Source organism: Peribacillus sp. S4 (genome assembly GCF_046715815.1).
Classification (GTDB): Bacteria; Bacillota; Bacilli; order Bacillales; family DSM-1321; genus Peribacillus; species Peribacillus frigoritolerans.
Genome location: NZ_CP175708.1, coordinates 555,223 through 577,605, shown reverse-complemented (window position 1 = coordinate 577,605; position 22,383 = coordinate 555,223). Strand labels below are relative to the sequence as shown.

The window sequence follows — 22,383 nt, the reverse complement described above, 5'->3', positions numbered from 1 at the left end:
ATGTATAGTGATTAAAAGGTCAATCACAAAAAACCCCCTTTTAAAAGGAGGTCCCTAAACGCTCATACTCAAAAGAACTCGTGATATAATGCCTGAATTGCCGTCTCTTCGTTGTGCCCTTTCACACCGAACATCATGCTTACCTCCGAAGAGCCTTGATTGATCATCTCAATATTCACCTTTGCTTCAGCCAAGGCTTTTGACGCTCTTGCCGTTGTACCGACATTATGGCGCATTCCTTCCCCTACAACCATGATCAAGGCAAGATCATGTTCCACATTCACTTCATCGGCATGAAGCTCTTTCTTGATTCGGGAAATGATTTTCTTTTCGGCATCCCCTTTCATCTGGTCCTGCCTTAGAATAAGCGTCACATCATCGATGCCTGATGGAATATGCTCATATGAAACTCCATAATCCTCGAGGATGTGCAGCAGTTTCCGGCCAAAACCAACTTCCCGGTTCATCAAATATTTGCTAATGTAAATACTGCAAAATCCTTTATCACTTGCAATCCCAATAACAGGCCCGTTCGTATTATCCCGTGTATTCACAATGCGGGTCCCTTGTGCCGCCGGATTGTTCGTATTCTGGATATGGACAGGTATTCCCGCCCGGAATGCAGGAATCAGCGCCTCATCATGAAATACCGAGAAACCTGCATAAGAAAGCTCACGCATCTCACGATAGGTTAGTTCCCGGATTCCCTTCGGATTGGAAACCACATTTGGATTCACCGCATAAACGGCATCCACGTCCGTAAAGTTCTCATACAAATCAGCTTTGACCCCATTAGCAAGAATCGAACCCGTAATATCGGAACCGCTTCTTGAGAACGTTAACACATCACCATCTAACGTATATCCGAAGAATCCTGGGAATACAACGATTCCCGGCTCATCACGCAGAGCATATAACCGATCATAAGACTCTGGCAGCACCCTGGTAAATCCACCTTCATCCGTTACGATCAAGCCTGCCTTCTTCGGATTGATATACTGCGCCTCCACTCCAAGGCTTTGGAAATAACCTGCGACCAGCTTCGCATTATTATCCTCGCCACCTGCCTTCAAGGCATCCAGATAGCGCTTTGGGTTAATTTGATCTGCATGCAGCAGCGCCATTAAATTTTCATGAATCCCTGTGATGACACTCTCGGATATATCCAACTCTTCCGCAATTCTCGCATAGCGGGATACAACATCTTCTATCAAATGCTCTCCGTTATCCCCGCGCAGCTGCTGTTCCGCAGCTTCAATCAATAAATCCGTCACCTTTATATCATCGGAATTGCGTTTTCCTGGAGCGGAAACGACCACAATCTTCCTCTCTGGATCAGAAACAACAATTTCGAATACCTTCCTCAACTGATCACCTGACGCAAGTGAACTTCCACCAAACTTTGCAACTTTCATCTCGACATCCCCTATTTTCGTAAATATTCTGTCAAAATTAACTCTCCCTATTATTACGCTTTTTCTCGAAACAATCAAGTGGAAATTCCATTATAGGAGGACATTTGTACTTTTAAAAAGGACAGAATGACAGAACCACTGATCGAAATTAGCTATAAACTAAAAAAAGACAACGGGCATATGCCCATTGTCCCTCCTATTCTTTAGCGATTATCCACGGTTTCCGGGTATAAGTCATGATTCATCAAGCGGTAATTCGCCATTTCCTCATACTTCGTACCTGGTTTCCCATAATTCGTGTAAGGGTCGATGGAAATTCCGCCTCTTGGTGTAAACTTGCCCCATACTTCAATATATTTAGGGTCCATCAATTCGATTAAATCATTCATGATGATGTTCATGCAGTCTTCATGGAAATCACCATGATTACGGAAGCTGAATAAGTAGAGTTTTAAAGACTTACTTTCCACCATTTTCACACTTGGAATATAGCTGATGTAAATGGTAGCAAAGTCCGGCTGGCCCGTGATTGGACATAAACTAGTGAATTCCGGGCAATTGAATTTGACGAAATAGTCCCGGTTCGGATGCTTGTTATCGAATGACTCAAGGATTTCAGGAGCATAGTCGAATGTATATTTTGTTCCTTGATTCCCAAGCAGTGTGATATCTTTTTTTAATTCTTCTTCTTTTCTTCCAGACATGAAAAGTCCTCCTAATCCCACATATCAGGGAGATTCATAAAATGGGCCTCTATATAACAAAAACCATATCTCCTCAAAGATATGGTTGATTCGCGAAAAATATCAAAGCCATAGTTTTTTTAAGAGGGTGATGCTATGAACCTCTCCCGTTTATCGGAAAATATTTTAAAATTGTCATAGTAAATATAGTAAAAAATATCTAATCTGTCAATCATACATTTTAAATTTGGTTTGATTCTTGAGGGCATTCACCTTAAAATGTAGAAGAAGTTTATCCTACATGAAGGAAGAGATTAAGTCAATGTGGATTTTTGCAGCACTCATCACGAGTTTATGTTTCGGAATCAATAACAGCATTTTTAAATGGAGCAGCGGAAAAGGGTATTCCAAGATACATATCCAATTTTTCTTTTATTTTTCAGCTTTTATTTTGTCCATTGTTTATGGAGTATTAATGGATGGTTTGCAGCTGAACTGGCTGTCCATCATGCTTGGTGCAGCAATTGGTGTACTGAACGCCAATGGTAACATCCAGATGGCAAGCGCCTTTGAAAAAGGTCCGGCAAGCTTGACATCTCCATTAATCGCAGCGAATGCCATATTCCCCATTCTCTGTGCAGCTTTAATTTTTCACGAACATATTTCTTCCTTGCAGTGGAGTGGAATCGCCTGCATGTTTATCGCTACATTAGTCATCCAATATACACCTAATGCAAAAGGTAATCATCAATATGTCCCATGGATGATGCACACATTACTTTCCATCTTATCTTTTGGTGTGCTCGGCATTCTTATGACGACATCAACACGTCTTCAATTAAACTCCCTTGATATCCTTGTATCAATGTATGGAGGCGGAATGCTTTATCTTCTTTCGGCTCTAGCCTTTAAAAAAGAAAAAATCAAGCTAAAGGAAGTCAAAATCGGTTCCTTAGTAGGCTTTTTAAGCATGATAGGCTATGGATGTTATTTCTTTGCGTTGAACACTGGCATCGCAAGCATCATTTTCCCTGTCGTCAGCCTGAACTGTTTGGTTGTCGTATTCGCTGGATGTTATATATTCAAGGAAAGACTAAAAAACTATCAAATTGCTGGTGTCCTTGCAGCATTAATCGGTATTATTTTAACTAAAATATGAATATAGTTCCTTTTAAAAAAACAACCTGGCTGTCATGTATACAAGCCAGGTCGTTTTTTAAAAAACCTGAAAATGGGGCATGTCAAAAAAAAAGTGTTGACACTTCACTTAAAATATCAGATAATTTTGAATATTAATTCTCACGATTTTAGCTTTTGAAATGTTTGATTATCCTTCTGCTACGGGTATAAAAGAAATAGGTACAACCACCTCATTTAATTCTGAATTAGGAAAGGAAAGATGCATAATGGTAAAAGTTACAGTAACAGTTGATTTCCAAGGAAAATCTTATCAAACTAACGTCCTTGCTAAACCGGGTACTGATCATGAAGTAATTTTACAACAAGCCCTTCATCAAGTTGAAAAACAATGGAAAGCATAAAAAAGCAGGCATCGCAATAGATACCTGCTTTTTTATTCCCTTAAATACTATCCCAAATACTTTTCATATGCACGATTAACGACCCTCTTGCAATCCCCTCCTACTTAATAACACTTTTAATTGTTTTTTTCAAAAGGCACTAAAATCAAGATGCCAGTTTGTGTACCAGAATTTTTATAATGTAAAAATATCTTTGAAATGGAATTATATTAAAAGCCTTATAAAAAAGAAGGTATTTTTAAGGCCCGTCTCAGCTGTAGACAATTTAACCGTTAATTTCCACTCCAGGCACTCGCTTTCCGCGGGCGGTCCGGGAACCTCCCCGGTGCCTTTGCGTCCGCGGTGTCTCCCTTGGACTCGCTTTTCCCGCAGGAGTCTCGCACACCCGCTCCAATCAACTATGTTTTAACCCTTTTGTTTACAAACTCAAAGACGGTCTTTTAAGGACCGTCTTTTTAATGTTCTATTAAACTAAATTTCTTATTAATGGCATGGAACGTTCTTGGAGGCTATCGGAAAACAGACTATAAGAAATGAGCTTCTTCTTGTACTGTTTAACTACATCCACGCGGTCGCTGTAAATATATACAAATAACCTAACATCCTTTTTGCCTCTTTTAGTATCAATGACCAATGGAGTCCCACTATTATCTGGATGTAAAAACAATTCCTCATTCCCGGGAATATATGATTTCCCTTCAAAAATCTAGCGCTATTAAAAATAATTAATAACTTGAATTTTTTCTTCACCTTCCAAACGTTTTCCGTCAAAGGTTACGATCGCATTCCCGCCACTAATTTCTGAATGTATTTTAAATTTACTGATAATCCAATTAACTGCATCTGTTGGAAGACAGGAAACCAATCTTTTTAACAAACTTAAGATGCTTGTCACAATCAAAACCGGCAATGTCAATTCATCATCTCCGCTACATTTATTAATTAATTCTTATATAACTTTTTATATCAAAAGTGGCTGATCGTTTTCTTAGTTGATGTGTCCGTTCTATTAACGTTTTACCCCAGTAACACATTGCACTTAAACACACAGGAATGCTTCAAAAGTGAAAATCCCCATTTATAAATATAATGTTGTGAAATGGTTATACTAAACAAATGGATAGCCACATCCTTGTTAACCAAACTTCCATGAATGAAATGGATAGGCCGGTATAAGAATTAACATACAAAAAAACTGGACGTCATCAAGACGCCCAGCTTTTCCAGAATCGATTATTGGTATCCCCAAATCATAGTTAGCATTGTACCGAAAATTGTAACCAATGCAACGAACAATCCGTAATAAACGTTTGTGTAAATCGATGCTTTATCTTCAGACTCTCCTGCATGCATGAACATAACAAATTGAAGTGCTGCTTGCATGAAAGCTGTAACAAGTAGGATGATCATAGCCATTTTAAGTGAGAGATCAAACATAATAACTGATAATGCGACCAAAGTCAGAACTAGCGAAAAAGCAAATCCCATAACTTGGCCCCGTGGGAATAATTCTTTCATATTACATCATTCCTTTCAGGTAGACGAAACTGAAGATGAAAATCCAGACAACGTCCAAGAAATGCCAGTAAAGTGAAAAGATGAAAGCCTTGTTTGTTGTCTGTGGAGTCATACCGCGTTTTTTAATCTGCATGGTGATGAAGGTTCCCCAGAATAAACCAAGTGTAACGTGAGCTCCATGCGTACCTAGTAGTGTGAACAAACTAGATAAGAAAGCACTTGTTTGAATCGTTGCTCCTTCATGTACATACTCCACGAATTCATAAATTTCGACTCCTAAAAAGCCTAAACCAAGAATAAGGGTGATAATGAAGAAACCAATCGTCGCTTTCTGCCTGCCAAGTCTCATCGCATTGATTCCAAGACCTATGGTAAAACTACTAGTTAAAAGAAAGATTGTTTGAAACATTAGTGTTGGGACTTTAAAAAGATGTTCCCCTGTTGGACCATTTCCAGTACCACCAACTAAGACAAAATAAGTGGCGAATAGTGTAGCGAAAAGAGCTATTTCTGCTCCCAGGAAAATCCAGAATCCAAAAATCTTTAAGCGATTTTCTTCCGTGCTATATTCAAGTGGCAGCGAGTTATCTATTTTCATTACTTAGCACCTCGCAATTTATTTTCAGTTTCTTCGATCTCTTCAACAGAGATATAACGTCCGTGATCTTTTTCGAATGAACGGTGAATCATACAAGCAAAGATACCGATCGTTGCAATGATTGCAATGATCCACATGCTGAATACCAATGCAAAGCCCCAAACGAAGAAGATACAGCTCATGATAAACGGCACGCCACTGTTATTTGGCATATGAATCTTTTCTACTTTACCGCCAAATAATTTAAAGCCTTTTTTCTTTGCATCCCAGAATGCTTCTGTAGAAGCAACTGTTGGCACAATTGCGAAGTTATATTCAGGGATTGGTGTATGTGTAGCCCACTCTAGAGAACGTGCATCCCATGGATCGTTTGAGATATTTCTTGATGCATAACGAGTACTCCAATAGATATTGTACACAATAAGTGCAAAACCTATTGCTAAACCAATCGCTCCAACGAAAGAGAGCATATTCAATGGACCATATCCCGTTGATTCAGAGTACGTATACATACGACGTGCCTGCCCATCTAAACCAGTGATGAACATCGGGAAGAATGTTACATTAAAGCCGACTATAATGAACCAGAACGACCACTTTCCAATTTTTTCGCTCAACATGAAACCGAACATTTTTGGCCACCAGTACGTGAAACCGGCAAGTACGGCAAATACAGTACCAGGGATTAAAACGTAATGGAAGTGAGCTACTAAGAACATTGTATTATGGTATTGGTAGTCAGCACTTGCCATGGCAAGCATAACCCCTGTTACCCCACCGAGCGTGAAAATCGGAATGAAAGCTAAAGAGTATAGCATTGGAACGGTAAACACGATTTTACCTTTCCAAAGTGTGAACAACCAGTTGAAGATCTTAACACCAGTCGGCACGGCAATTGCCATCGTGGTAATCGAGAAAATTCCGTTAACCATTGCACCGTGGCCCATTGTATAGAAATGGTGAGCCCATACAATGAAAGATAGTGTAGAAATTGCTACCATGGAGATAACCATCGAATTATACCCGTACAGGTTACGACGTGCAAATGTCGAAATGATTTCACTGTAAATACCGAAAGCTGGAAGAATAACTATATAAACTTCAGGATGTCCCCAAACCCAGAACAAGTTTGCCCAAAGCATATCGCTACCGCCATTGGCCATCGTAAAGAATTGAGTTCCGAATAGACGATCCATTGTCATCAACGCAAGTGCCACTGTCAATACAGGGAAAGCGAAAACGATAATGAAGTTTGTAATCAAGATAGACCATGTGAACATTGGCATTTTCATTAAGTTCAGGCCAGGTGCTCTCATTTTCAAGATGGTTACGATAAAGTTGATACCAGTCATTAATGTACCAATACCTGCGATTTGAAGTGAAATCGCGTAATAGTTCGAACCGACTGATTCACTGAAATCGTTACTTGCCAGCGGGAAGTAAGATGTCCAACCTGCATCAGGAGAACCACCGACTACGAAAGAAATGTTAAATAGCATTGCCCCCATGAAGAATAACCAGAAGCTTACTGCGTTCAGACGTGGGAATGCTACGTCACGCGCTCCAATTTGTAATGGTGTAACAATGTTCATTAACCCAATGATAAATGGCATAGCCATGAACAGGATCATGACGACCCCGTGTGTTGTAAATACCTCATTATAATGCTGTCCATCCAAAAGACCGTTATCTGGAATAGCCGTTTGAGCACGCATCATAAGAGCATCGACGCCACCGCGGAAAAGCATAAGCAGCGCTGCCAAGATGTACATGATACCAATACGTTTATGGTCAACCGTTGTTAACCATTCACGCCATAAGTAACCCCATTTTTTAAAATAGGTAATTCCGGCAACAACCGCAATCATGGTTAAACCAATGGCAACCATGGATGCATAAATCGCAGGACTTGGATGAGGTACGGCAAATCGATCAAAGTAATCCATACTTTTGTGACTCCTTTCAGGAAAATATTCCTTATCTTGTAAACCTAGTTGTTTTATCGAACGAAATTAATTCTTAGTGATTCATGTTGCTGTGTTCTGAATGTTCCTCGTGTGAATCCTTGGAATCATGTTCTTCAGTATCAGAAGATCCGTGGTCATGACCAGCATTTTCCCCTTCAGGAGCTGGTGAAAACTCTAAGTGAGTTCCAGTGTATGTGGATTGTCCCACATGACCAGGTTTTAATAATTCATTGAATTTTTCCTCAGTAATCGGTTTAGCAGTAGCTTTAATTTCATCTACCCACTTATCGTAATCTTTTGCTGACAATGCATTAACGTTGAACGTTTGCTGAGCAAAACCTGAACCACTGAAGTTTGAATTTCGACCCATATACTCACCTGGTACATCAGCTGCTAAGTGCAACGTATTAACCATGTCCGACATCGCGTATTTTTGTCCTCCAAGTTGCGGAATCCAGAAACTTGAGATTGGACCGAATGAGTAAAGTTTAAATTCGATTGGTCGGTTAGTCGGTATAAACAGATAGTTGACCGTTTCGATATCTTCTTCCGGATAACTAAAATGCCACTTCCAGTTGGAAGATGAAGCGTAAATAACTAAAGGTTCTTGATCTCCGTATCCTTTAGGTGTTGCCTCAACTTCATTTGTTGTTTTAACAGTAACAACGGATAGGAAAGCGACGATTATAATTGGGATCGCAACCCAAATTATTTCAAGAACCTTACTTCCTTCAATATGAGGCGGTTCATAATCATCACGTTGTTTGGAAGCACGATATTTCATTATCATGAAGATATACAGTACCATAACGACAAGGACGACAAAGGCCATTGTCCATATCGAAATCATAATAACATCTGCTTGTGTTGCAGCTACTGGCCCTTTAGGGTCCAAGACCATTAATGGGTTATCGCAACCGGTTAGCACAGTGGCAATAGTAAAAAGTATAGTTAATAGAGCCCATTTTATTTTCATAGTACTACCCCTTTCTTACATAATAAAATTCCAATTGGTAATTATTCGGACAAAGTGTTACCATGTTCACAAACCCCGACATACCAATATTAATCCCAAGTCTAAAAAAAGACAATACAAAGTGACATCTGTCACATAAAGTTCAATAAAGAGCAGTAAGAAGATGGTAAATGAACGGAAATGTTCGAAAATCTTCAGCAAATGAAATATAATAATTGTTTAATAACATACCTATGGAATTCACTTATCATTACAGGATTGCATATATTACCGGTCCACTATCCATTTATTATTACTCTAATATAATGAAATGAAAATTTCACATTATATTCTCCGTGTTTATTGCCTCAACCTCCCTCAAGAATATGAATGATATTACCTATCCTGTCAAGTAGGTATTTATCGTTGGAAAACATGATTTAAAACGGATTTTTTACACTCGGCCAAGGAAGTTGGTAAATGGTAGCCGCATTGGATATGATGTTGAATCCATGCTTCCAAACTCTATTGATCCAACACTGGTCAATATTATATGTATATAAGGAAACAACGAGTGGGTAAATTGGGCTCTTTCTCCTTGCAATACTTATTGCCCTTTCAGTATTCCTAACGAGCCGTTTACCAGTAGTCATAAGTGAAATAATTCAGGGGTCGGCCAAACTTATTGCAACTAGTGATGTTTATCGGTCAGCAGGACAGGTCTGAATTACAGAAAAGGACATTTGGTTGTTCAATAAACTCCGCCTTTGTAACCCACACTTCCTCATTGAATGAAACTTCAAGTAAAAATGCAAAAAAAACCACAAAAAAAGGACTTTTAAAAAATGTCCTTTTCTCGTGGATATAGTTCAAAGTTTAAAGTTAGAACTTCCTGCGTTCGGGCAGTTCGGTTTGGATATCCGAGCACATCGTGTGTATTCCATTAAATGAAAGGGTTGGTCATATTTTTGATACATAACGAGTGCAGTATATTGTATTGAATTAAAAAGTAGCCAACTGATAATTAATCCAAGTCCTCCACATAATGAAAGCGCATTCAATCATTCGGATCACTTTGACTCAAATTCTTTAGACAGGCGTTCATCCATGTTAGTAAATCTGATGATAGAATGCTCATTATACTATATTCCTCGTTTTAGTTACTGAATTCTGTACTTCTTTTTGTTTGAGTGTTAGCCTTTGACTTCATTTTTATGATTTTAGTCGTTTCCGGTACAATTCTTTCACCTTTATGTGTTTTCATTACCATTTCTTCTGTTAGGACAAAAAATATACCAACTAAAAAAATTGCAGCTGCGCTTAGTGTGATGGCGATTCCAACGGAGGTAAATATATAATCTTTATTGTAATCGCTTACAATGAAACTTAAAGCAAAAATAATAATTCCGATTACACAACCTGTGCCCGATACCCATTTCACTGCATCTAACATCTTCTGATTAGCTTCCATAATTTCATCCCCTTTCTTTCTATTTTATGACATTTCACAAATTTGTCAAATCTTTTCTATATTTTAACATATTCACAATGGAAACCTTGACAAGTAGAACACGCTACTACTAGCTTTTAGGTATTAAAGACTATATGAAGAATCTAAAAAACAGTGCAAATACACTATCTATTTTTCCGATATTAACCTTGTGTTTACTATTAAAAACTTCTAAATAAAAGGCCCCTGATGAATGATCAGGGGCCTTACCTCTTTCTATGGTTTTTGCAAGGTTATCGTTACCGTTTTCTCTTCAGTACCTCGGTATACTTTAATTTTTACTTTATCGCCGATTTTCTTATTTGTATATAAGTATTTCCTTAATGCTGCGGAAGTATTTATCTTCGTTCCATCAATCTCAACAATGATATCCTGTTGCTTTAGCCCTCCATTCGCCGCAGCCGATCCCGCTTCTATACTCGTCACCATTACACCGGACTTTACGGCTTCAGGAACATTTTGAATGTAATATTGCGGCAGTTCTTCCATACTGGCCAAGCTGACTCCTAAATATGGACGTGTGATTTTTCCATTTTCAATCAGTTCCGTAACAATCGGAATCACATCATTACTTGGTATGGCAAACCCTAAGCCTTCCACACCGTTTTCAGAAATCTTCAGACTGTTTATGCCGATCACTTCCCCAGCGGTGTTGATCAATGCACCGCCGCTATTGCCAGGGTTGATTGCTGCATCGGTTTGAAGGACATCAAGTGCCCACTCCCCGTCCGCGGTATCGACTGAAATGGTGCGTCCGTTGGCACTGACGATTCCTTGTGTAACCGATCTTGAAAAATCAAGTCCAAGTGGGTTGCCAATTGCCAATACCTCTTCACCTGGACGCATGCTATCAGAATTCCCGAATTTAATTCCCTCTGGTGCTTTCGAGGCATCAATTGTCAAAACCGCTAAATCCGTCAAAGCATCGGCCCCGACAACAGCTGCCGTTGCCTTTTGTCCGTCATACAATGAAATTTCGACTTCCTTAGCTCCTTCAATAACATGATTGTTCGTGATGATATAGGCCTTCCCATCAGCTTTTTTATAAATGACCCCTGAGCCAGTTCCGCTCTCAACCGTTTCGCTCTCCGTGCTTTGCCGCTGGTACGGGTTCTGGCTTTGCATCTCCTGTAAATTCACGACCCCTACAATCGATTTGGATGCTGATTCGACCATCTCTGCCCTATCATTTGAATCCGTACTTGTCGATAACTTTTCCGCCGTGACATTTTTATCCTTTTCAACACTGTCCGTTTGCTGTACACCTGCCGTTTCGGTTGACTCATTCACTGAACTTTTCCCTTGATCTATAAAGTCTCCGCCAAATAGAAATACAGATGATGTAACCATAGAAGCAACCGTTCCGGAAACAAGGCTAGTTATCCAGAGAGACTTACCCTTTTTCCGTTCTGCCTTGATTCTGACTTGCTCCTCACCATTATAATTCTCCATCTTTATCCCTCCTATGATTGTCCTTTACTTGCCTCAATCATAAACAGGAATTATTAAAAAATCCTTAAGAAAATAAAGAATTTGGCTATCCTTTAACAAAAATCAAAAAAATTTATCGAATCCTGTATGTTGCCGTACAACAAAATAAAAAGGCCACAACAGGGGCCCCCCATTCGACCATTCATTTATCCTTACATGACTTCATAAACTTCTTTGGTCTCCTTATTCACGCCATACCAGCCCCAAGTGGTTTTGTGTCCGCTTTTCTGACTAGGTTCATCTACCTCGAAAACATGAAAAATATAATCTCCCTTTTCGGCATCATGATCATATTCGATTTGCAATTGCGAAAAGTTTTCCATATCCACGTAATCCCTCACAAGCTTCTCCGCCTGAGATTTACTTAATGAACGATCCGAATCCTTGCTTCCTTCTTTGCCTTTTGTATCCGTTGCCGCCTCATCTTCTGCTTTGGATTCTTCCTCGGTTGTTTCCTCCGTGGATTTCACTTCATCATTTCCCACTACTGCTTCTATCGTGGCGGAGTCTGATACCGGGTGCATTTCCGCCGCCTTTGAAACCATTTGTTTACCTTCCCGGTATTTTGCTTTATATGCGGTTGCTTCTTCAAAATCTTTTTTGGCCGATTCAAAATCCTGTTCGTCGTATTTCTTCATTCCACTCGCCAGCAAACCTGAAAGATCCATTAACTCCCTTGATTTAGGTGTTTTTGCTTCTTTATAAGCTAATTCAAATGCCTCGTGGGCTTCTAAATAATTTTCCTCATTCAACTGACTTTTCCCTAAATCCATATTGGAATCATAATTCCTTGTTACGCAGCCTGAAGCAATCAACACAAAAAAAACAACCATGATTGACCTCTTCACTATATCACCACTCCATTTACCATATTATTCTGTAAATCCATCTTAAACCATTTGATAAGGAGTCCGATACCTTTATTTCCTATCTTTTTCATTAAGGAAATGTTTACTTTCATGATTAACTTTTTACAAATAGTGGTACAGAATAGATAAATGCCGGAAAGGGTGATGTGCAGAATGATACAGGAAAAACATACCTACCATGTCGATTTGGTCAGCGGTGACGTACTCGGACAAAAACTTGAAGAGAATCCGAGCTTTACGGTGCACGCAACTGATGAGGAACTTGCAGAATTGAAACAATGCTTGGAGGAACACCGAAAAGATGACCTCGAGGCATATGCCCGATCACATGTGCCCTACCTTCTCTATCATCATGACCGGGCAAATGATAAATACGATGCAGCCATGAAAAGGCTTTATGCCTTAATTTATAAATTAGGGGATGAAACGGCACGAAATCATATTGAAGAAATTGGCATATTGAATGATAATAAATTCGAGGGAAATGAAGAAGTGCAAAATTTCAAATAAAAAATAGAACAGAACCTGAAATTCAAAGGTTCTGTTCTTTTATGATCAGTTTTCCAAAAGGTTTTCATTCCCTTGTGAATCACTATGCATTTTTTGAAGAAAGTATTTTTAATCTACATATTTATCCTTCAAATAATCCGAACCGATACCGCCAATAACCATCAAAGCAAATGGTAAAAAACTCGCTAAAACTGGCATGCTCTTTAAAATGGTAATATCCGTGCCAGCAAATTTGTTAAGGCCAAAAATAATTAATTTAGACACTAACAAAAATGCTCCTATTAGTAACAAGATATCAAAAAACATTTTCCAGTTCGGAAATGCTAACTGCTTACTTTCCCGTATTATTTTTTCTTTCAATTCCTCGTCACTCCTTAATAATTCATCTACCGTAATCTGAAATAAATCACTCAGATTAATGAGTACTTCAATACTTGGATAATTTTTTCCCGTTTCCCATTTGGACACAGATTGGCGACTCACATGAATCTTCTCTGCAAGATCATTTTGTGACCAATTTCTTTTTTCCCGTTCTTTTTTCAATCGTTCGCTAAAAATCATAATGAGTTCATCGCCTTTCCTACTCCTAGTATTGTGAGATGAATCGTGCATAGTAAAGATAGTAATAAGCGCAATACTATGCAACCTATGAGTGACACCGAGGAAAACCTTGATATATCAAGGGTATCCGTTTAACTTTATGGAACTGCTGTAGAAAGAAAAAATTTAAAAAAATAGCAGCCAGTTAACACGAAAGTGGCAGGGAAAAGCCTTGTAAGATCGCTTCCTAATTTCACGAATCATTTTTTGTGGCTTTTGCAATTCCCAATTCTTCAGGATAATTCCGTGAGTAAAAAACATAACGGAAACTGTTCTTTATAGATTTCTTTTCCTCATTATTTGCAGTTCAAATGAAGGTCATGTTCCTGCATCGTTTTAAAGATAGTTTTTACCTTACCTTGAATATATAATTCTGCAAAGAATCATACTTTAAGAAGGCCCCCGATGAGAGGCCTTCTTCTGGAACAAACTCTGTTATTAGTTGTAGAAAATAGCTTTATAGGGTCCAATCGATAAGCAATCCAGCTTGAGCTAATCCACCGCCGAAACCATATAATAAAACCTTCTCACCACCACGGAGCTTCCCTTCTTTTATCCCTATTTCCAAAGATAAGGGAATTGTTGCTGAGGAAGTATTTCCATACCCCACTAAGCTATATAAAGTTCGTTCGATTGGAAAGCCGCTTCTTTCACATATTGACTCGATCATTCTTAAATTTGCACTATGCGGTACGAACCAATCAACATCATTCAATTGATATTCTGCATTTTTCACCACAGTTTGCATTCCTTTTGGAACGGTCGTGACAGCCCATTTATAAACCTCACGTCCGTTTTGTACAAGGTTGCCGCTATCATTTAAGTCTTCACCATTTATGCGTGTCGACAGGTTTGTACTATATAAATGTTTTCCGCCTTCACCCTCCGAATATAAATGTGAAGAAAGAAAACTTGGCTGTTTTTCATCATATTCTACAAGAACTGCTCCTCCGCCATCTCCAAATAAAATACAAGTGGCTCGATCTTCATAGTCCATAAGTTTTGATAAAGTATCCGCTCCAATAACTAGGATTTTCTTATTTAATCCCGATGTTACTAATCCATTAGCTACATGGAGCCCATAAGTAAATCCTGCACAGGCAGCGTTTAAATCAATAGCTCCAGTATTCTTAATGCCTAGCTTTGCTTGGACTAAAGATGCTACACTTGGAGTGTTGAAATCAGGAGTAAAGGTACAGACAATGATCATATCAACATCTTCGACAGATTTATCATACCGTTCCATTAAATCCTTTACAGCTTTATAACCTATATCACTAGTAAACTCCTCTTCATGTGCAATTCTTCGTTCTTTAATACCGGTACGTTTAACAATCCATTCATCATTGGTTTCAACCATTTTTTCTAAGTCTTTATTTGTTAACCTTTTTTCAGGAACATACGAACCTATCGCAGTAATACGTGCTTTGGATTTGAACATAGAATAGCCACCTCGTGTGTATGAATTGCATCATTTTATAACTTGATATTAACACCTGGTACTAATTATAAAGCAAAAAAAATCTTATGCAACTAACCGTTACATTTAAAAAAGAGCGGGCGGGGCAAAGCAACTTTAAAGGAAAGCACCTGTTAGTTCAATACAATCTTTAGAGAGAATGCCAAAAGTCATCTTCAAGACATTTCCTCTAATAATATTAAATTCTGCTTGCCTTACTGAACTTATCAAAAAAATCCATACTACTAGTTGATGCAGATCTTATTTATGATGACGACAGATTTGATCTTGCCTTTCGAGGTTTTGTTCGACTGCATATGTAGTGCCCCATTCACACATTGTATTTAATACAGGTACAAATGATTGACCTAACTCAGTTAAACTATATTCTACTTTTGGTGGTACTACTTTATATACTTCTCTTCGGACAAGCCCATCTCTTTCCAGCTGCTTTAATTGGTCGGTTAAGACTTTCTGGGTTATGGTCGGTATTAGAATATAAAATTCTTTTGTCCTCATTGGTTTTTGACTCAGAAAAAAGAGGATTAAGCATTTCCACTTTCCTCCTACAGTATTCATGAAAATATTTATTCCCGTATTTAGACTCTTCATTCCTCATTCCTCCTGAATAGACACATAAAGGTGGCTATGCCACTTTATTGTGCGTTATTTTCTTCTACATCATGGGTCCATTATACTCTGATTATAAAGCAAATATAACATTGGGAGTGAACACGATGAGTGTAAGAGAGACTATAGAAAAAAGACGTTCCGTAAGGCAGTATGATCCCCATTATAAAATTAGTCCAGAAACGTTGGCGACACTTATTGAAGGAGCAAGTAAATCTCCTAACGGAAACAATATTCAAGCAACCCGATACCTGGTTATAGATGAACCATATTTAAAGAATTTGTTACTGCCCATCGCTTTTAATCAACAACAGGTAATTGAAGCCTCAGTACTGATTGTTATACTAGGTGATTATCAAGCATTTGAAAAAGAAAATATCATAATGATACATGAGGATGAATTTCAAAAAGGTTATTTTGACGCATCTGTAAGAGATTATCTAACAAACGCGGCAATCAATTATTATCTAAATAAATCAAAAGAAGATTTAAAGGTTGAATTAATAAGAGACGCAAGCCTGGCGTCAATGTCGTTAGTTTTATTGGCGAACGAGGCAGGTATAGAAACCATTACAATGTCCGGGTATGACTCCGAACAATTAAAGTCAGCCTTAAACATTTCCGATAGGTATTTAGATGTTATGCTTATTGCCATGGGGAAAGGAATGAAAGAAGGTCACAAAACAGTAAGACACGATGTTAGCAAAGTCATTTATAAAAACAAAATATAGTGAGTGTATTGGAAAGAGGGTTAAAAAGAACCCTCTTCCTCTTTCTCCTTAATTTTTCGTAAAACTTTAGTGTTTTAGCTTGTAATAGGTTACCGCGAGCGCTAGGGCAAGAACTGTTCCTTTGATGATATCAATCGCATCCATGATAAGGAATCCGCTCAGGACTGCACCGCTGAAGCCTCCAAAGGCATTCGGTTTTCCCGCTCCTAAAACGGAGGAACCAATGAAGGCTGCTGCGACGGCATCAATAGCGGGATCCTGAATTGATTTCCGATGTCATGCCCCTTAATGCAAGGACAATTCCCCCGATTGCAGCAAATAGAGCTGAAATCAGATACGTATTAACTGATATCCCGGAAAGTCTAGCCGCTTCCTTATTTCCCCCAATCTAAAAAGGAATCAATCACATCTCTTACAAATTCCCATTCCAGGCGCTTTTGTTTAAAGCCTTCTTCCCCCACTGATGTAAGTCAATTTTGGCTAATTCAAGCCGTACATATCCCTCCTATATAAAAGTGACTATCTGACCTTTTAAGATTCCCCTATTAACATCTTCTTCATATTGGAATTTACAGATCGTTTTTTTAGTTAAACCTGATTTAACACTCTCCTTTAGGTAAGTACCTATACTAAAAGTGCATACTTACGCACTTGCAGAGTGCACTTTATACTTAAAATAAATAATAGTTAAGGAGGAGAAATCTTTGAAAACTCTTGTTATCGTAGCACACCCCAGTCTGGAAACATCCGTCATAAATAAGCGATGGGTAGATTCGCTAAGGAAATATCCGGAGAGGTATACAGTACACGAATTGTATAAGGTTTACCCTGACGGAAACATTAATGCGGAAAAAGAACAGCAATTAATCGAATCGCATAGTAATCTTGTTTTACAGTTCCCTTTTTATTGGTTTAATTGTCCGCCTCTCCTAAAAAGATGGCTTGACGATGTTTTTACTTATGGTTGGGCTTATGGTTCAAATGGAGGCGATAAATTAAAGAATCGCAAAGCGGCTTTAGCTGTATCTGCCGGAATTAACGAAGAGGATTATAGTGAAGAAGGAAGATATCGCTATACACTTGAACATTTATTATCTCCCTTTGAAACTACCTTCCTATACTGCAATGCAGATTATCGTTCATTCTTTGCGTTTTATGGTGCTGAAAATGAGCCAGCCGTGAGCGAATTGGAAAAAAGCGCACAAGATTATTTGAATTTTGTCGATAACCTATAATAGGCAGTTCATTAAAAAAGTATTTCCTTGTCAGGGAAATACTTCTTTTGATTTATCAAAATAGCTACACCTCCGGCTGTTTAGTATCCTGAGCTGGCAAACTGTTTTTCTCTCCCCACTCGCACATCATATTTAACAATGGGATGAGAGATAGACCACGATCAGATAATGAATATTCTACTTTTGGAGGTATTTGGGGAAATTCCTTGCGTATGATAAGGCCGTCTGCCTCCAACTCTTTTAACATGATGCTTAGCGTTTTAAAGGAAATGGTACCGATACTTCGCTTCAGTTGATTATGACGCATGACCTTATTTTCAGACAGCCAATACATTATGATCATTTTATATTTGCCGCCTATCAAGGACAGCGTATATCCAAAGCCAGTTTCATTCGGTTTCACACCTGCCGGAACACAGGTTTCGCGCATAAATTTACACTCTCCTTTAGATAAGTATATGATATGAATGTTCATACTTTACAATAGATCATTATCAATCTTATTAAAAGGTAAATAAGGTTCCTATAAAAATTACAATTGCGGTCAATCTTTATACTCCGACAATGAGGGTTCAAAAAGTGCTCCTGCCACCATTTTAGCGTAAGTAAAATGATGATGATCTCCTTAACCCATCCCTTTTTAAAAAGGAAAAATCCTGTTGCATTACAACAGGATTTTTTCATATTTTTGGATTTCTGTAGAGTAACGTAACGAATTCTTTTTAATGTTTTTGCTTATAATAGGTTACCGCGAGCGCAAGGGCCAGCACAGTTCCTTTGACGATATCCATCGCATAATACGGAACGGACATCATGATAAGTCCATTTTGAAGGATTCCGATCAGGACTGCACCGATGAAGGTTCCAAAGGCATTAGGTTTTCCCGCTCCCAAAACGGAGGAACCAATGAAGGCTGCCGCGACGGCATCCATTAAATAGGGTGACCCTGAATTGATTTCCGATGTCATGACCCTTGAAGCAAGGACAATCCCCCCGATTGCAGCAAATAGAGCCGAAAGCAGATAGGCAAGGATTTTGTATTTATTAACCGATATCCCGGAAAGTCTCGCCGCTTCCTTATTTCCCCCAATAATGTACATATAACGACCGTGCTTCGTATAAGTCAAAAAGATATGGGTCGCTATCACAATGACGGCCATGATCAGGATTATCCACGGTACCTGGCCAATTTTGGCGAAAAACGGGCTGATCAGTCCTGTTGCGAATGTCCCGTCTAGCATGACCATATTTTGCGAAACCGTGGCCCCTTTTGTATAAGTAAGGGCAATTCCCTGAATAATGAACATGGTAGCCAATGTCATCAGCATGTCGGGAATTCTCAATTTAACGATCATGAATGAATTCAAAGCCCCTACGAAAAGCGAGGCACCTACCGCAGCTAATATGGCGATGAATGTATCCTGGGAAAACCAGACAAACATCGAGATGACGATGGCATTGGCCAATGATGCGACGGAGCCGACGGAAAGGTCGAAGCCATCCACGGTCAGTGATATCGTAATGCCGATCGCAATGATGGTCACGATTGAAATGGAACGCAGGATGTTTATCAGGTTAGACGTTTGGATGAAAGATGGATTGGATACGGCGAAAATTCCAATCAGAATGATAATCGTCAATATTGTGCCGTATTTATAGAAAAAGTCGAATAGTTCCACCTTTTTCTTCGCTTTCGCTGTCTGTGTAACAGGAATGGGTATGCTCATCCTATTTACCTCCTGTTGAATAGAATAGTAGTTCTTCTTCATTCGTTTTGCTTGTTTCTAATTCGATGACAGTGCTCCCATCATATAACACATAGGTCCGGTTGGTAATGCCAATGATTTCGGTAAGCTCGGAGGATGCATAAATGATCGCTTTTCCATTCCTTGCAAGCTTTGCAATCAATTCGAATATATCCTTCTTGGCTCCGACATCGACCCCTTTCGTTGGTTCATCGAATATGTATACATCCGCATCTGCCATAAGCCATTTTCCAATCGCAACTTTTTGCTGGTTACCACCGGATAGGTTTTCGACCTTCACTTCCCCTGAAGGTGTTTTAATGCCGAGACTTGCGATCATTTCCTTCGCCTTTTCCTTTTCCGCCTTACGATCGACGACACTGAATGTTTTGCAGAATTTGCCGAGACTGGCTGCAGTCAAGTTTGCCGAGACTGATTCCTGTACAAGGACCCCTTCTTTCCTGCGTTCCTCAGGTACAAGTGCCAGCCCGCTTTTTACTGCTTCATGCGGTGATTTCAGAGAAAGCTTTCGACCATTCAGTATGACTTCACCCGCTGTGATGGACGTATGACCGAAAAGGGTTTTACACAGCTCCGTTTTCCCAGCCCCGACCAGCCCAGCCAAGCCGATTATCTCTCCTGCTTTAATATTCAGACTGACATTCTTAACTTTCTCGGCATCTGACAATCCGTTCACTTCCAGAATTACGTCTCCAATCGAAGCATTCACTTCAGGAAACTGTTCATCCATGGTTTTCCCGAGCATGTTCTCTACCACTTCGGTACGGGTTATGTCCTCGATTTTTCGACAAGTGACACGCTCCCCATTCCTCATGATCGTAATTTCCTCACAGATTTCAAAAATCTCAGGCAGACGATGTGAAATGAAAATGATTGCCACGCCTTTTTGCTTTAACTCATTTACAATTCGAAAAAGTTCTGTCGTCTCCGTATGACTTAACGGAGCAGTTGGCTCGTCGAGAATCAGGAATTTGCATTCTGTCGAAACGGCTCTTGCTATCAGGACCATCTGTTTTTCAGCCAAGGTCAGGTCTCTAACCAACTTTTTCGAAGGGACATGAATTTTCATATCTTCAAGAATAGAAGTGGCTTTGTTGTGCAGTTCTTTCCAATGTACCCTTTGTTTTTTTCCCATGTTTTGGACCATATCATTCAACATTACATTTTCCCCAACTGTTAAATAAGGGATGAGGGCGGTATCCACTTCCTGATGAACTATTTGAATGCCCTGTTCCTGAGCAGCTTTTGGCGAGCGGATATCCCGCTTCATCCCATCAATAAAAATGTCACCTGAATAATGAACATGGGCTCCCGATAAAACTTTCATTAACGTCGATTTCCCTGCTCCGTTTGCACCGACCAATGCGTGGGCTGTTCCTGATTGTAAGGAAAAATCAACATCACTTAGCGCCTTCACCCCCGGAAATTCAATCGAAATCATCTTCATTTCTAGTTGCTTGCCCATGTCCATTCCCCCTTATAGAACAGACACTCCCTTCGCTGGAAAGAGAGTGTCTCTTTTTATTTTTTATAATGATCTTTCAAAACCTTCATCCAATCTTCTTCAAATTCCGTCGATACACCCCAGCCATCGACAATATCAGACAGGTTTGCCATGTTTACCGCTTCTTTTGAAGCTTGGATTTGCTTTTGCGAAATGAGTGATGCCTCCAAATCATATGTTTGCGGTGTTTCTTCACCCGCTAATTTTTTAGCCAATATCCTCATATTCACTGCACCGATCAACTTGGGATCGACTGCTGCCGTGTAGGACCAAGAGCTATCAGCCGATTGGATTTCCTGGAGATCTGCATTCGAAACATCAATTCCATATATCTTCACTTCATCGCGGCCCGCTTCTTTAATCGCCCGGGCTGCACCGATGGCAAAGGCATCCCATGTTGCGAAAATGGCATCCAATTTGCCTTTAGGGTATTTATTCAGCATTGCGGCTACAGCATTTTGTGTCTGAACCGAAGTATCAGCGGATGCCACTCCGAATCTTTCGACTTCTTTAATCCCTGGATTTTCTTTTAGTTTTTCCTGATAGACTGCATTTCTTCTTACCATTGGAGGAAAACCATCCACCCAAAGATATGCAATTGCCGCTTCACCTTTCTGTTCTTTTATCAGTTTATCGAAAGCCAATGTTGCCAGCACTTCATCATCTTGTGAAGTTAATGTCACGCCCTCTATTTTAGATAGATCGCTTATTGAATCGAATGTGACAACGCTTTTACCTGCATCAACCAACTTCTGAACGTCATTTACAGTTGCGGCATCATCACCATGTGAAATGATATAGCCGTCGTAATCTTCCTCCAAAGCCTGTGCTATCGCATCATGGAATTTAGCCGTATCACCATTGGCTGTGTACGTATCGACCTGAAACCCCAGTGCTTCTCCTTCTTCTTTCGCCCCCGCCAGGTATTGGGCAGTATGATCATCACCGCCAATTTTACGGATCACTTTGATTTTGGCTCCATCGCCATCAGCAAATCTCTCCGGGACATTTTCAAATGATACTTTTTCTTCTTTCTTCGATTCTGTGGAACTCTGCCCTGCAGAGCAACCCGTTAAAAGCAAAGCCGAAGCGATGGCAGAAATGAATATCCCTTTAATAGACCTTCTCATCTTGTTCCCCTCCATGTTTTCTAATTATTCTTATCAGTTAAGTCGGTGTAAATCCCAAAATAAAAACCTCTCTAATATAGAGAGGTTTAATCGGCTGTTTTGCAGACTTGTCCCTCTCTTATCTGTCAAAACATTTCTGTTTTGCAGGATTTAGCACCAATTCCTAATGGAACGGTTGCTGGGCATCTTAGGGCCAGTCCCTCCGCCACTCTTGATAAGAGATATATTGTGTTACGTTTTCGTAATTATCACTTTATAGGGATATAGTCGT

At 39.4% G+C, this 22,383-nt stretch carries 21 protein-coding genes, 2 pseudogenes and 1 riboswitch; of the genes and pseudogenes, 5 read left to right on the top strand and 18 right to left on the bottom strand.

Annotation, left to right across the window (positions count from 1 at the left end):
• Positions 1-68: 68 nt before the first annotated feature.
• Both ACJ9PY_RS02800 and queF read right to left on the bottom strand, forming a co-directional pair.
• Entirely contained in the window at positions 69-1,415 is a 1,347-nt protein-coding gene (locus ACJ9PY_RS02800; protein ID WP_411739445.1) for an aspartate kinase, read from the bottom strand.
• 203 nt (positions 1,416-1,618) lie between these two features.
• A complete protein-coding gene (gene queF, locus ACJ9PY_RS02795; protein ID WP_034305880.1) occupies positions 1,619-2,119 on the bottom strand; it encodes a preQ(1) synthase in 501 nt (166 codons plus the stop codon).
• A 280-nt stretch (positions 2,120-2,399) separates the two neighbouring features.
• Here queF and ACJ9PY_RS02790 point away from each other — a divergent pair, with 280 nt between their 5' ends.
• Together ACJ9PY_RS02790 and ACJ9PY_RS02785 are read left to right on the top strand one after the other, a co-directional pair.
• Positions 2,400-3,257 carry an EamA family transporter gene (locus tag ACJ9PY_RS02790; RefSeq protein ID WP_222620073.1) on the top strand — a complete coding sequence of 286 codons (858 nt, stop codon included), beginning with the start codon at positions 2,400-2,402 and terminating at the stop codon, positions 3,255-3,257.
• A 247-nt stretch (positions 3,258-3,504) separates the two neighbouring features.
• Positions 3,505-3,639 (top strand): BA3454 family stress response protein, encoded by a 135-nt coding sequence (locus ACJ9PY_RS02785; protein ID WP_034305885.1) that lies wholly within the window; start codon positions 3,505-3,507, stop codon positions 3,637-3,639.
• Between the two features lie 466 nt (positions 3,640-4,105).
• On the opposite strand, the pseudogene ACJ9PY_RS02780 reads toward ACJ9PY_RS02785, so the two are convergent.
• From ACJ9PY_RS02780 to ACJ9PY_RS02745, 8 genes and pseudogenes are all read right to left on the bottom strand, one after another.
• Positions 4,106-4,534 (bottom strand): annotated as a pseudogene (locus ACJ9PY_RS02780) (YfmQ family protein).
• 338 nt (positions 4,535-4,872) lie between these two features.
• A complete protein-coding gene (gene qoxD / locus ACJ9PY_RS02775) occupies positions 4,873-5,157 on the bottom strand; it encodes a cytochrome aa3 quinol oxidase subunit IV (protein WP_057278579.1) in 285 nt (94 codons plus the stop codon).
• 1 nt (position 5,158) lies between these two features.
• Complete coding sequence (qoxC, locus tag ACJ9PY_RS02770; RefSeq protein ID WP_057278578.1) at positions 5,159-5,755, bottom strand: cytochrome aa3 quinol oxidase subunit III; 597 nt, start codon at positions 5,753-5,755, stop codon at positions 5,159-5,161.
• Positions 5,755-7,701 (bottom strand): cytochrome aa3 quinol oxidase subunit I, encoded by a 1,947-nt coding sequence (gene qoxB, locus ACJ9PY_RS02765; RefSeq protein WP_057278577.1) that lies wholly within the window; start codon positions 7,699-7,701, stop codon positions 5,755-5,757. Before qoxB ends, qoxC begins: the two co-directional genes overlap by 1 nt.
• Positions 7,702-7,774: 73 nt before the next feature.
• A complete protein-coding gene (gene qoxA, locus ACJ9PY_RS02760; RefSeq protein WP_034305893.1) occupies positions 7,775-8,698 on the bottom strand; it encodes a cytochrome aa3 quinol oxidase subunit II in 924 nt (307 codons plus the stop codon).
• 1,135 nt (positions 8,699-9,833) lie between these two features.
• Complete coding sequence (locus ACJ9PY_RS02755; RefSeq protein ID WP_057278575.1) at positions 9,834-10,148, bottom strand: hypothetical protein; 315 nt, start codon at positions 10,146-10,148, stop codon at positions 9,834-9,836.
• Between the two features lie 255 nt (positions 10,149-10,403).
• Positions 10,404-11,639 (bottom strand): S1C family serine protease, encoded by a 1,236-nt coding sequence (locus ACJ9PY_RS02750; protein ID WP_187050442.1) that lies wholly within the window; start codon positions 11,637-11,639, stop codon positions 10,404-10,406.
• Positions 11,640-11,830: 191 nt separating this feature from the next.
• Positions 11,831-12,511, bottom strand: a complete 681-nt coding sequence (locus tag ACJ9PY_RS02745) for a hypothetical protein (protein WP_057278573.1) — start codon at positions 12,509-12,511, stop codon at positions 11,831-11,833.
• Positions 12,512-12,700: 189 nt separating this feature from the next.
• Between ACJ9PY_RS02745 and ACJ9PY_RS02740 the strand changes: the two genes are divergently transcribed.
• Positions 12,701-13,057, top strand: a complete 357-nt coding sequence (locus ACJ9PY_RS02740) for a hydrolase (RefSeq protein ID WP_336058255.1) — start codon at positions 12,701-12,703, stop codon at positions 13,055-13,057.
• Positions 13,058-13,165: 108 nt separating this feature from the next.
• Here the strand turns inward: ACJ9PY_RS02740 and ACJ9PY_RS02735 are convergent, their stop codons facing one another.
• From ACJ9PY_RS02735 to ACJ9PY_RS02725, 3 genes are all read right to left on the bottom strand, one after another.
• A complete protein-coding gene (locus ACJ9PY_RS02735) occupies positions 13,166-13,618 on the bottom strand; it encodes a helix-turn-helix domain-containing protein (protein ID WP_095678679.1) in 453 nt (150 codons plus the stop codon).
• A 496-nt stretch (positions 13,619-14,114) separates the two neighbouring features.
• Positions 14,115-15,098, bottom strand: coding sequence for a ketoacyl-ACP synthase III (locus tag ACJ9PY_RS02730; protein ID WP_187050439.1), 984 nt, complete (start codon positions 15,096-15,098; stop codon positions 14,115-14,117).
• Positions 15,099-15,377: 279 nt separating this feature from the next.
• Positions 15,378-15,728: a winged helix-turn-helix transcriptional regulator gene (locus ACJ9PY_RS02725; RefSeq protein WP_057278559.1), complete on the bottom strand. Its 351-nt coding sequence runs from the start codon at positions 15,726-15,728 to the stop codon at positions 15,378-15,380.
• 125 nt (positions 15,729-15,853) lie between these two features.
• Here ACJ9PY_RS02725 and ACJ9PY_RS02720 point away from each other — a divergent pair, with 125 nt between their 5' ends.
• The gene (locus ACJ9PY_RS02720; RefSeq protein ID WP_057278558.1) at positions 15,854-16,477 is read left to right on the top strand and encodes a nitroreductase family protein; all 624 of its coding nucleotides are present in this window, start codon (positions 15,854-15,856) and stop codon (positions 16,475-16,477) included.
• A 66-nt stretch (positions 16,478-16,543) separates the two neighbouring features.
• Here the strand turns inward: ACJ9PY_RS02720 and ACJ9PY_RS02715 are convergent.
• A pseudogene (locus tag ACJ9PY_RS02715) lies at positions 16,544-16,865 on the bottom strand (ABC transporter permease); the annotation flags it as partial.
• Positions 16,866-17,181: 316 nt separating this feature from the next.
• Here ACJ9PY_RS02715 and ACJ9PY_RS02710 point away from each other — a divergent pair.
• Complete coding sequence (locus ACJ9PY_RS02710) at positions 17,182-17,712, top strand: NAD(P)H-dependent oxidoreductase (protein ID WP_411739444.1); 531 nt, start codon at positions 17,182-17,184, stop codon at positions 17,710-17,712.
• 64 nt (positions 17,713-17,776) lie between these two features.
• Here ACJ9PY_RS02710 and ACJ9PY_RS02705 read toward each other — a convergent pair whose 3' ends face one another.
• From ACJ9PY_RS02705 to ACJ9PY_RS02690, 4 genes are all read right to left on the bottom strand, one after another.
• Positions 17,777-18,142, bottom strand: coding sequence for a winged helix-turn-helix transcriptional regulator (locus ACJ9PY_RS02705; protein WP_063577474.1), 366 nt, complete (start codon positions 18,140-18,142; stop codon positions 17,777-17,779).
• Positions 18,143-18,434: 292 nt separating this feature from the next.
• Positions 18,435-19,439: an ABC transporter permease gene (locus ACJ9PY_RS02700; RefSeq protein ID WP_411739443.1), complete on the bottom strand. Its 1,005-nt coding sequence runs from the start codon at positions 19,437-19,439 to the stop codon at positions 18,435-18,437.
• A 1-nt stretch (position 19,440) separates the two neighbouring features.
• Positions 19,441-20,943, bottom strand: a complete 1,503-nt coding sequence (locus ACJ9PY_RS02695; protein ID WP_411739442.1) for a sugar ABC transporter ATP-binding protein — start codon at positions 20,941-20,943, stop codon at positions 19,441-19,443.
• Between the two features lie 56 nt (positions 20,944-20,999).
• Positions 21,000-22,112 (bottom strand): sugar ABC transporter substrate-binding protein, encoded by a 1,113-nt coding sequence (locus ACJ9PY_RS02690; RefSeq protein ID WP_411739441.1) that lies wholly within the window; start codon positions 22,110-22,112, stop codon positions 21,000-21,002.
• Between the two features lie 115 nt (positions 22,113-22,227).
• A riboswitch (SAM riboswitch) is annotated at positions 22,228-22,333 on the bottom strand.
• Positions 22,334-22,383 lie beyond the last annotated feature (50 nt).

Excerpts from the sequence above, each read along its gene's own strand:
- ACJ9PY_RS02725 (WP_057278559.1), bottom strand. The coding sequence starts at position 15,728 with ATGAAGAGTCTAAATACGGGAATAAATATTTTCATGAATACTGTAGGA.
- ACJ9PY_RS02700 (WP_411739443.1), bottom strand. The coding sequence starts at position 19,439 with ATGAGCATACCCATTCCTGTTACACAGACAGCGAAAGCGAAGAAAAAG.
- ACJ9PY_RS02740 (WP_336058255.1), top strand. The coding sequence starts at position 12,701 with ATGATACAGGAAAAACATACCTACCATGTCGATTTGGTCAGCGGTGAC.
- ACJ9PY_RS02705 (WP_063577474.1), bottom strand. The coding sequence starts at position 18,142 with ATGCGCGAAACCTGTGTTCCGGCAGGTGTGAAACCGAATGAAACTGGC.
- ACJ9PY_RS02695 (WP_411739442.1), bottom strand. The coding sequence starts at position 20,943 with ATGGGCAAGCAACTAGAAATGAAGATGATTTCGATTGAATTTCCGGGG.
- ACJ9PY_RS02785 (WP_034305885.1), top strand. The coding sequence starts at position 3,505 with ATGGTAAAAGTTACAGTAACAGTTGATTTCCAAGGAAAATCTTATCAA.
- qoxB (WP_057278577.1), bottom strand. The coding sequence starts at position 7,701 with ATGGATTACTTTGATCGATTTGCCGTACCTCATCCAAGTCCTGCGATT.
- ACJ9PY_RS02800 (WP_411739445.1), bottom strand. The coding sequence starts at position 1,415 with ATGAAAGTTGCAAAGTTTGGTGGAAGTTCACTTGCGTCAGGTGATCAG.
- qoxA (WP_034305893.1), bottom strand. The coding sequence starts at position 8,698 with ATGAAAATAAAATGGGCTCTATTAACTATACTTTTTACTATTGCCACT.
- ACJ9PY_RS02690 (WP_411739441.1), bottom strand. The coding sequence starts at position 22,112 with ATGAGAAGGTCTATTAAAGGGATATTCATTTCTGCCATCGCTTCGGCT.
- ACJ9PY_RS02730 (WP_187050439.1), bottom strand. The coding sequence starts at position 15,098 with ATGTTCAAATCCAAAGCACGTATTACTGCGATAGGTTCGTATGTTCCT.
- queF (WP_034305880.1), bottom strand. The coding sequence starts at position 2,119 with ATGTCTGGAAGAAAAGAAGAAGAATTAAAAAAAGATATCACACTGCTT.
- ACJ9PY_RS02720 (WP_057278558.1), top strand. The coding sequence starts at position 15,854 with ATGAGTGTAAGAGAGACTATAGAAAAAAGACGTTCCGTAAGGCAGTAT.
- ACJ9PY_RS02750 (WP_187050442.1), bottom strand. The coding sequence starts at position 11,639 with ATGGAGAATTATAATGGTGAGGAGCAAGTCAGAATCAAGGCAGAACGG.
- ACJ9PY_RS02755 (WP_057278575.1), bottom strand. The coding sequence starts at position 10,148 with ATGGAAGCTAATCAGAAGATGTTAGATGCAGTGAAATGGGTATCGGGC.
- qoxD (WP_057278579.1), bottom strand. The coding sequence starts at position 5,157 with ATGAAAGAATTATTCCCACGGGGCCAAGTTATGGGATTTGCTTTTTCG.
- ACJ9PY_RS02735 (WP_095678679.1), bottom strand. The coding sequence starts at position 13,618 with ATGATTTTTAGCGAACGATTGAAAAAAGAACGGGAAAAAAGAAATTGG.
- ACJ9PY_RS02745 (WP_057278573.1), bottom strand. The coding sequence starts at position 12,511 with ATGGTTGTTTTTTTTGTGTTGATTGCTTCAGGCTGCGTAACAAGGAAT.
- ACJ9PY_RS02790 (WP_222620073.1), top strand. The coding sequence starts at position 2,400 with ATGAAGGAAGAGATTAAGTCAATGTGGATTTTTGCAGCACTCATCACG.
- qoxC (WP_057278578.1), bottom strand. The coding sequence starts at position 5,755 with ATGAAAATAGATAACTCGCTGCCACTTGAATATAGCACGGAAGAAAAT.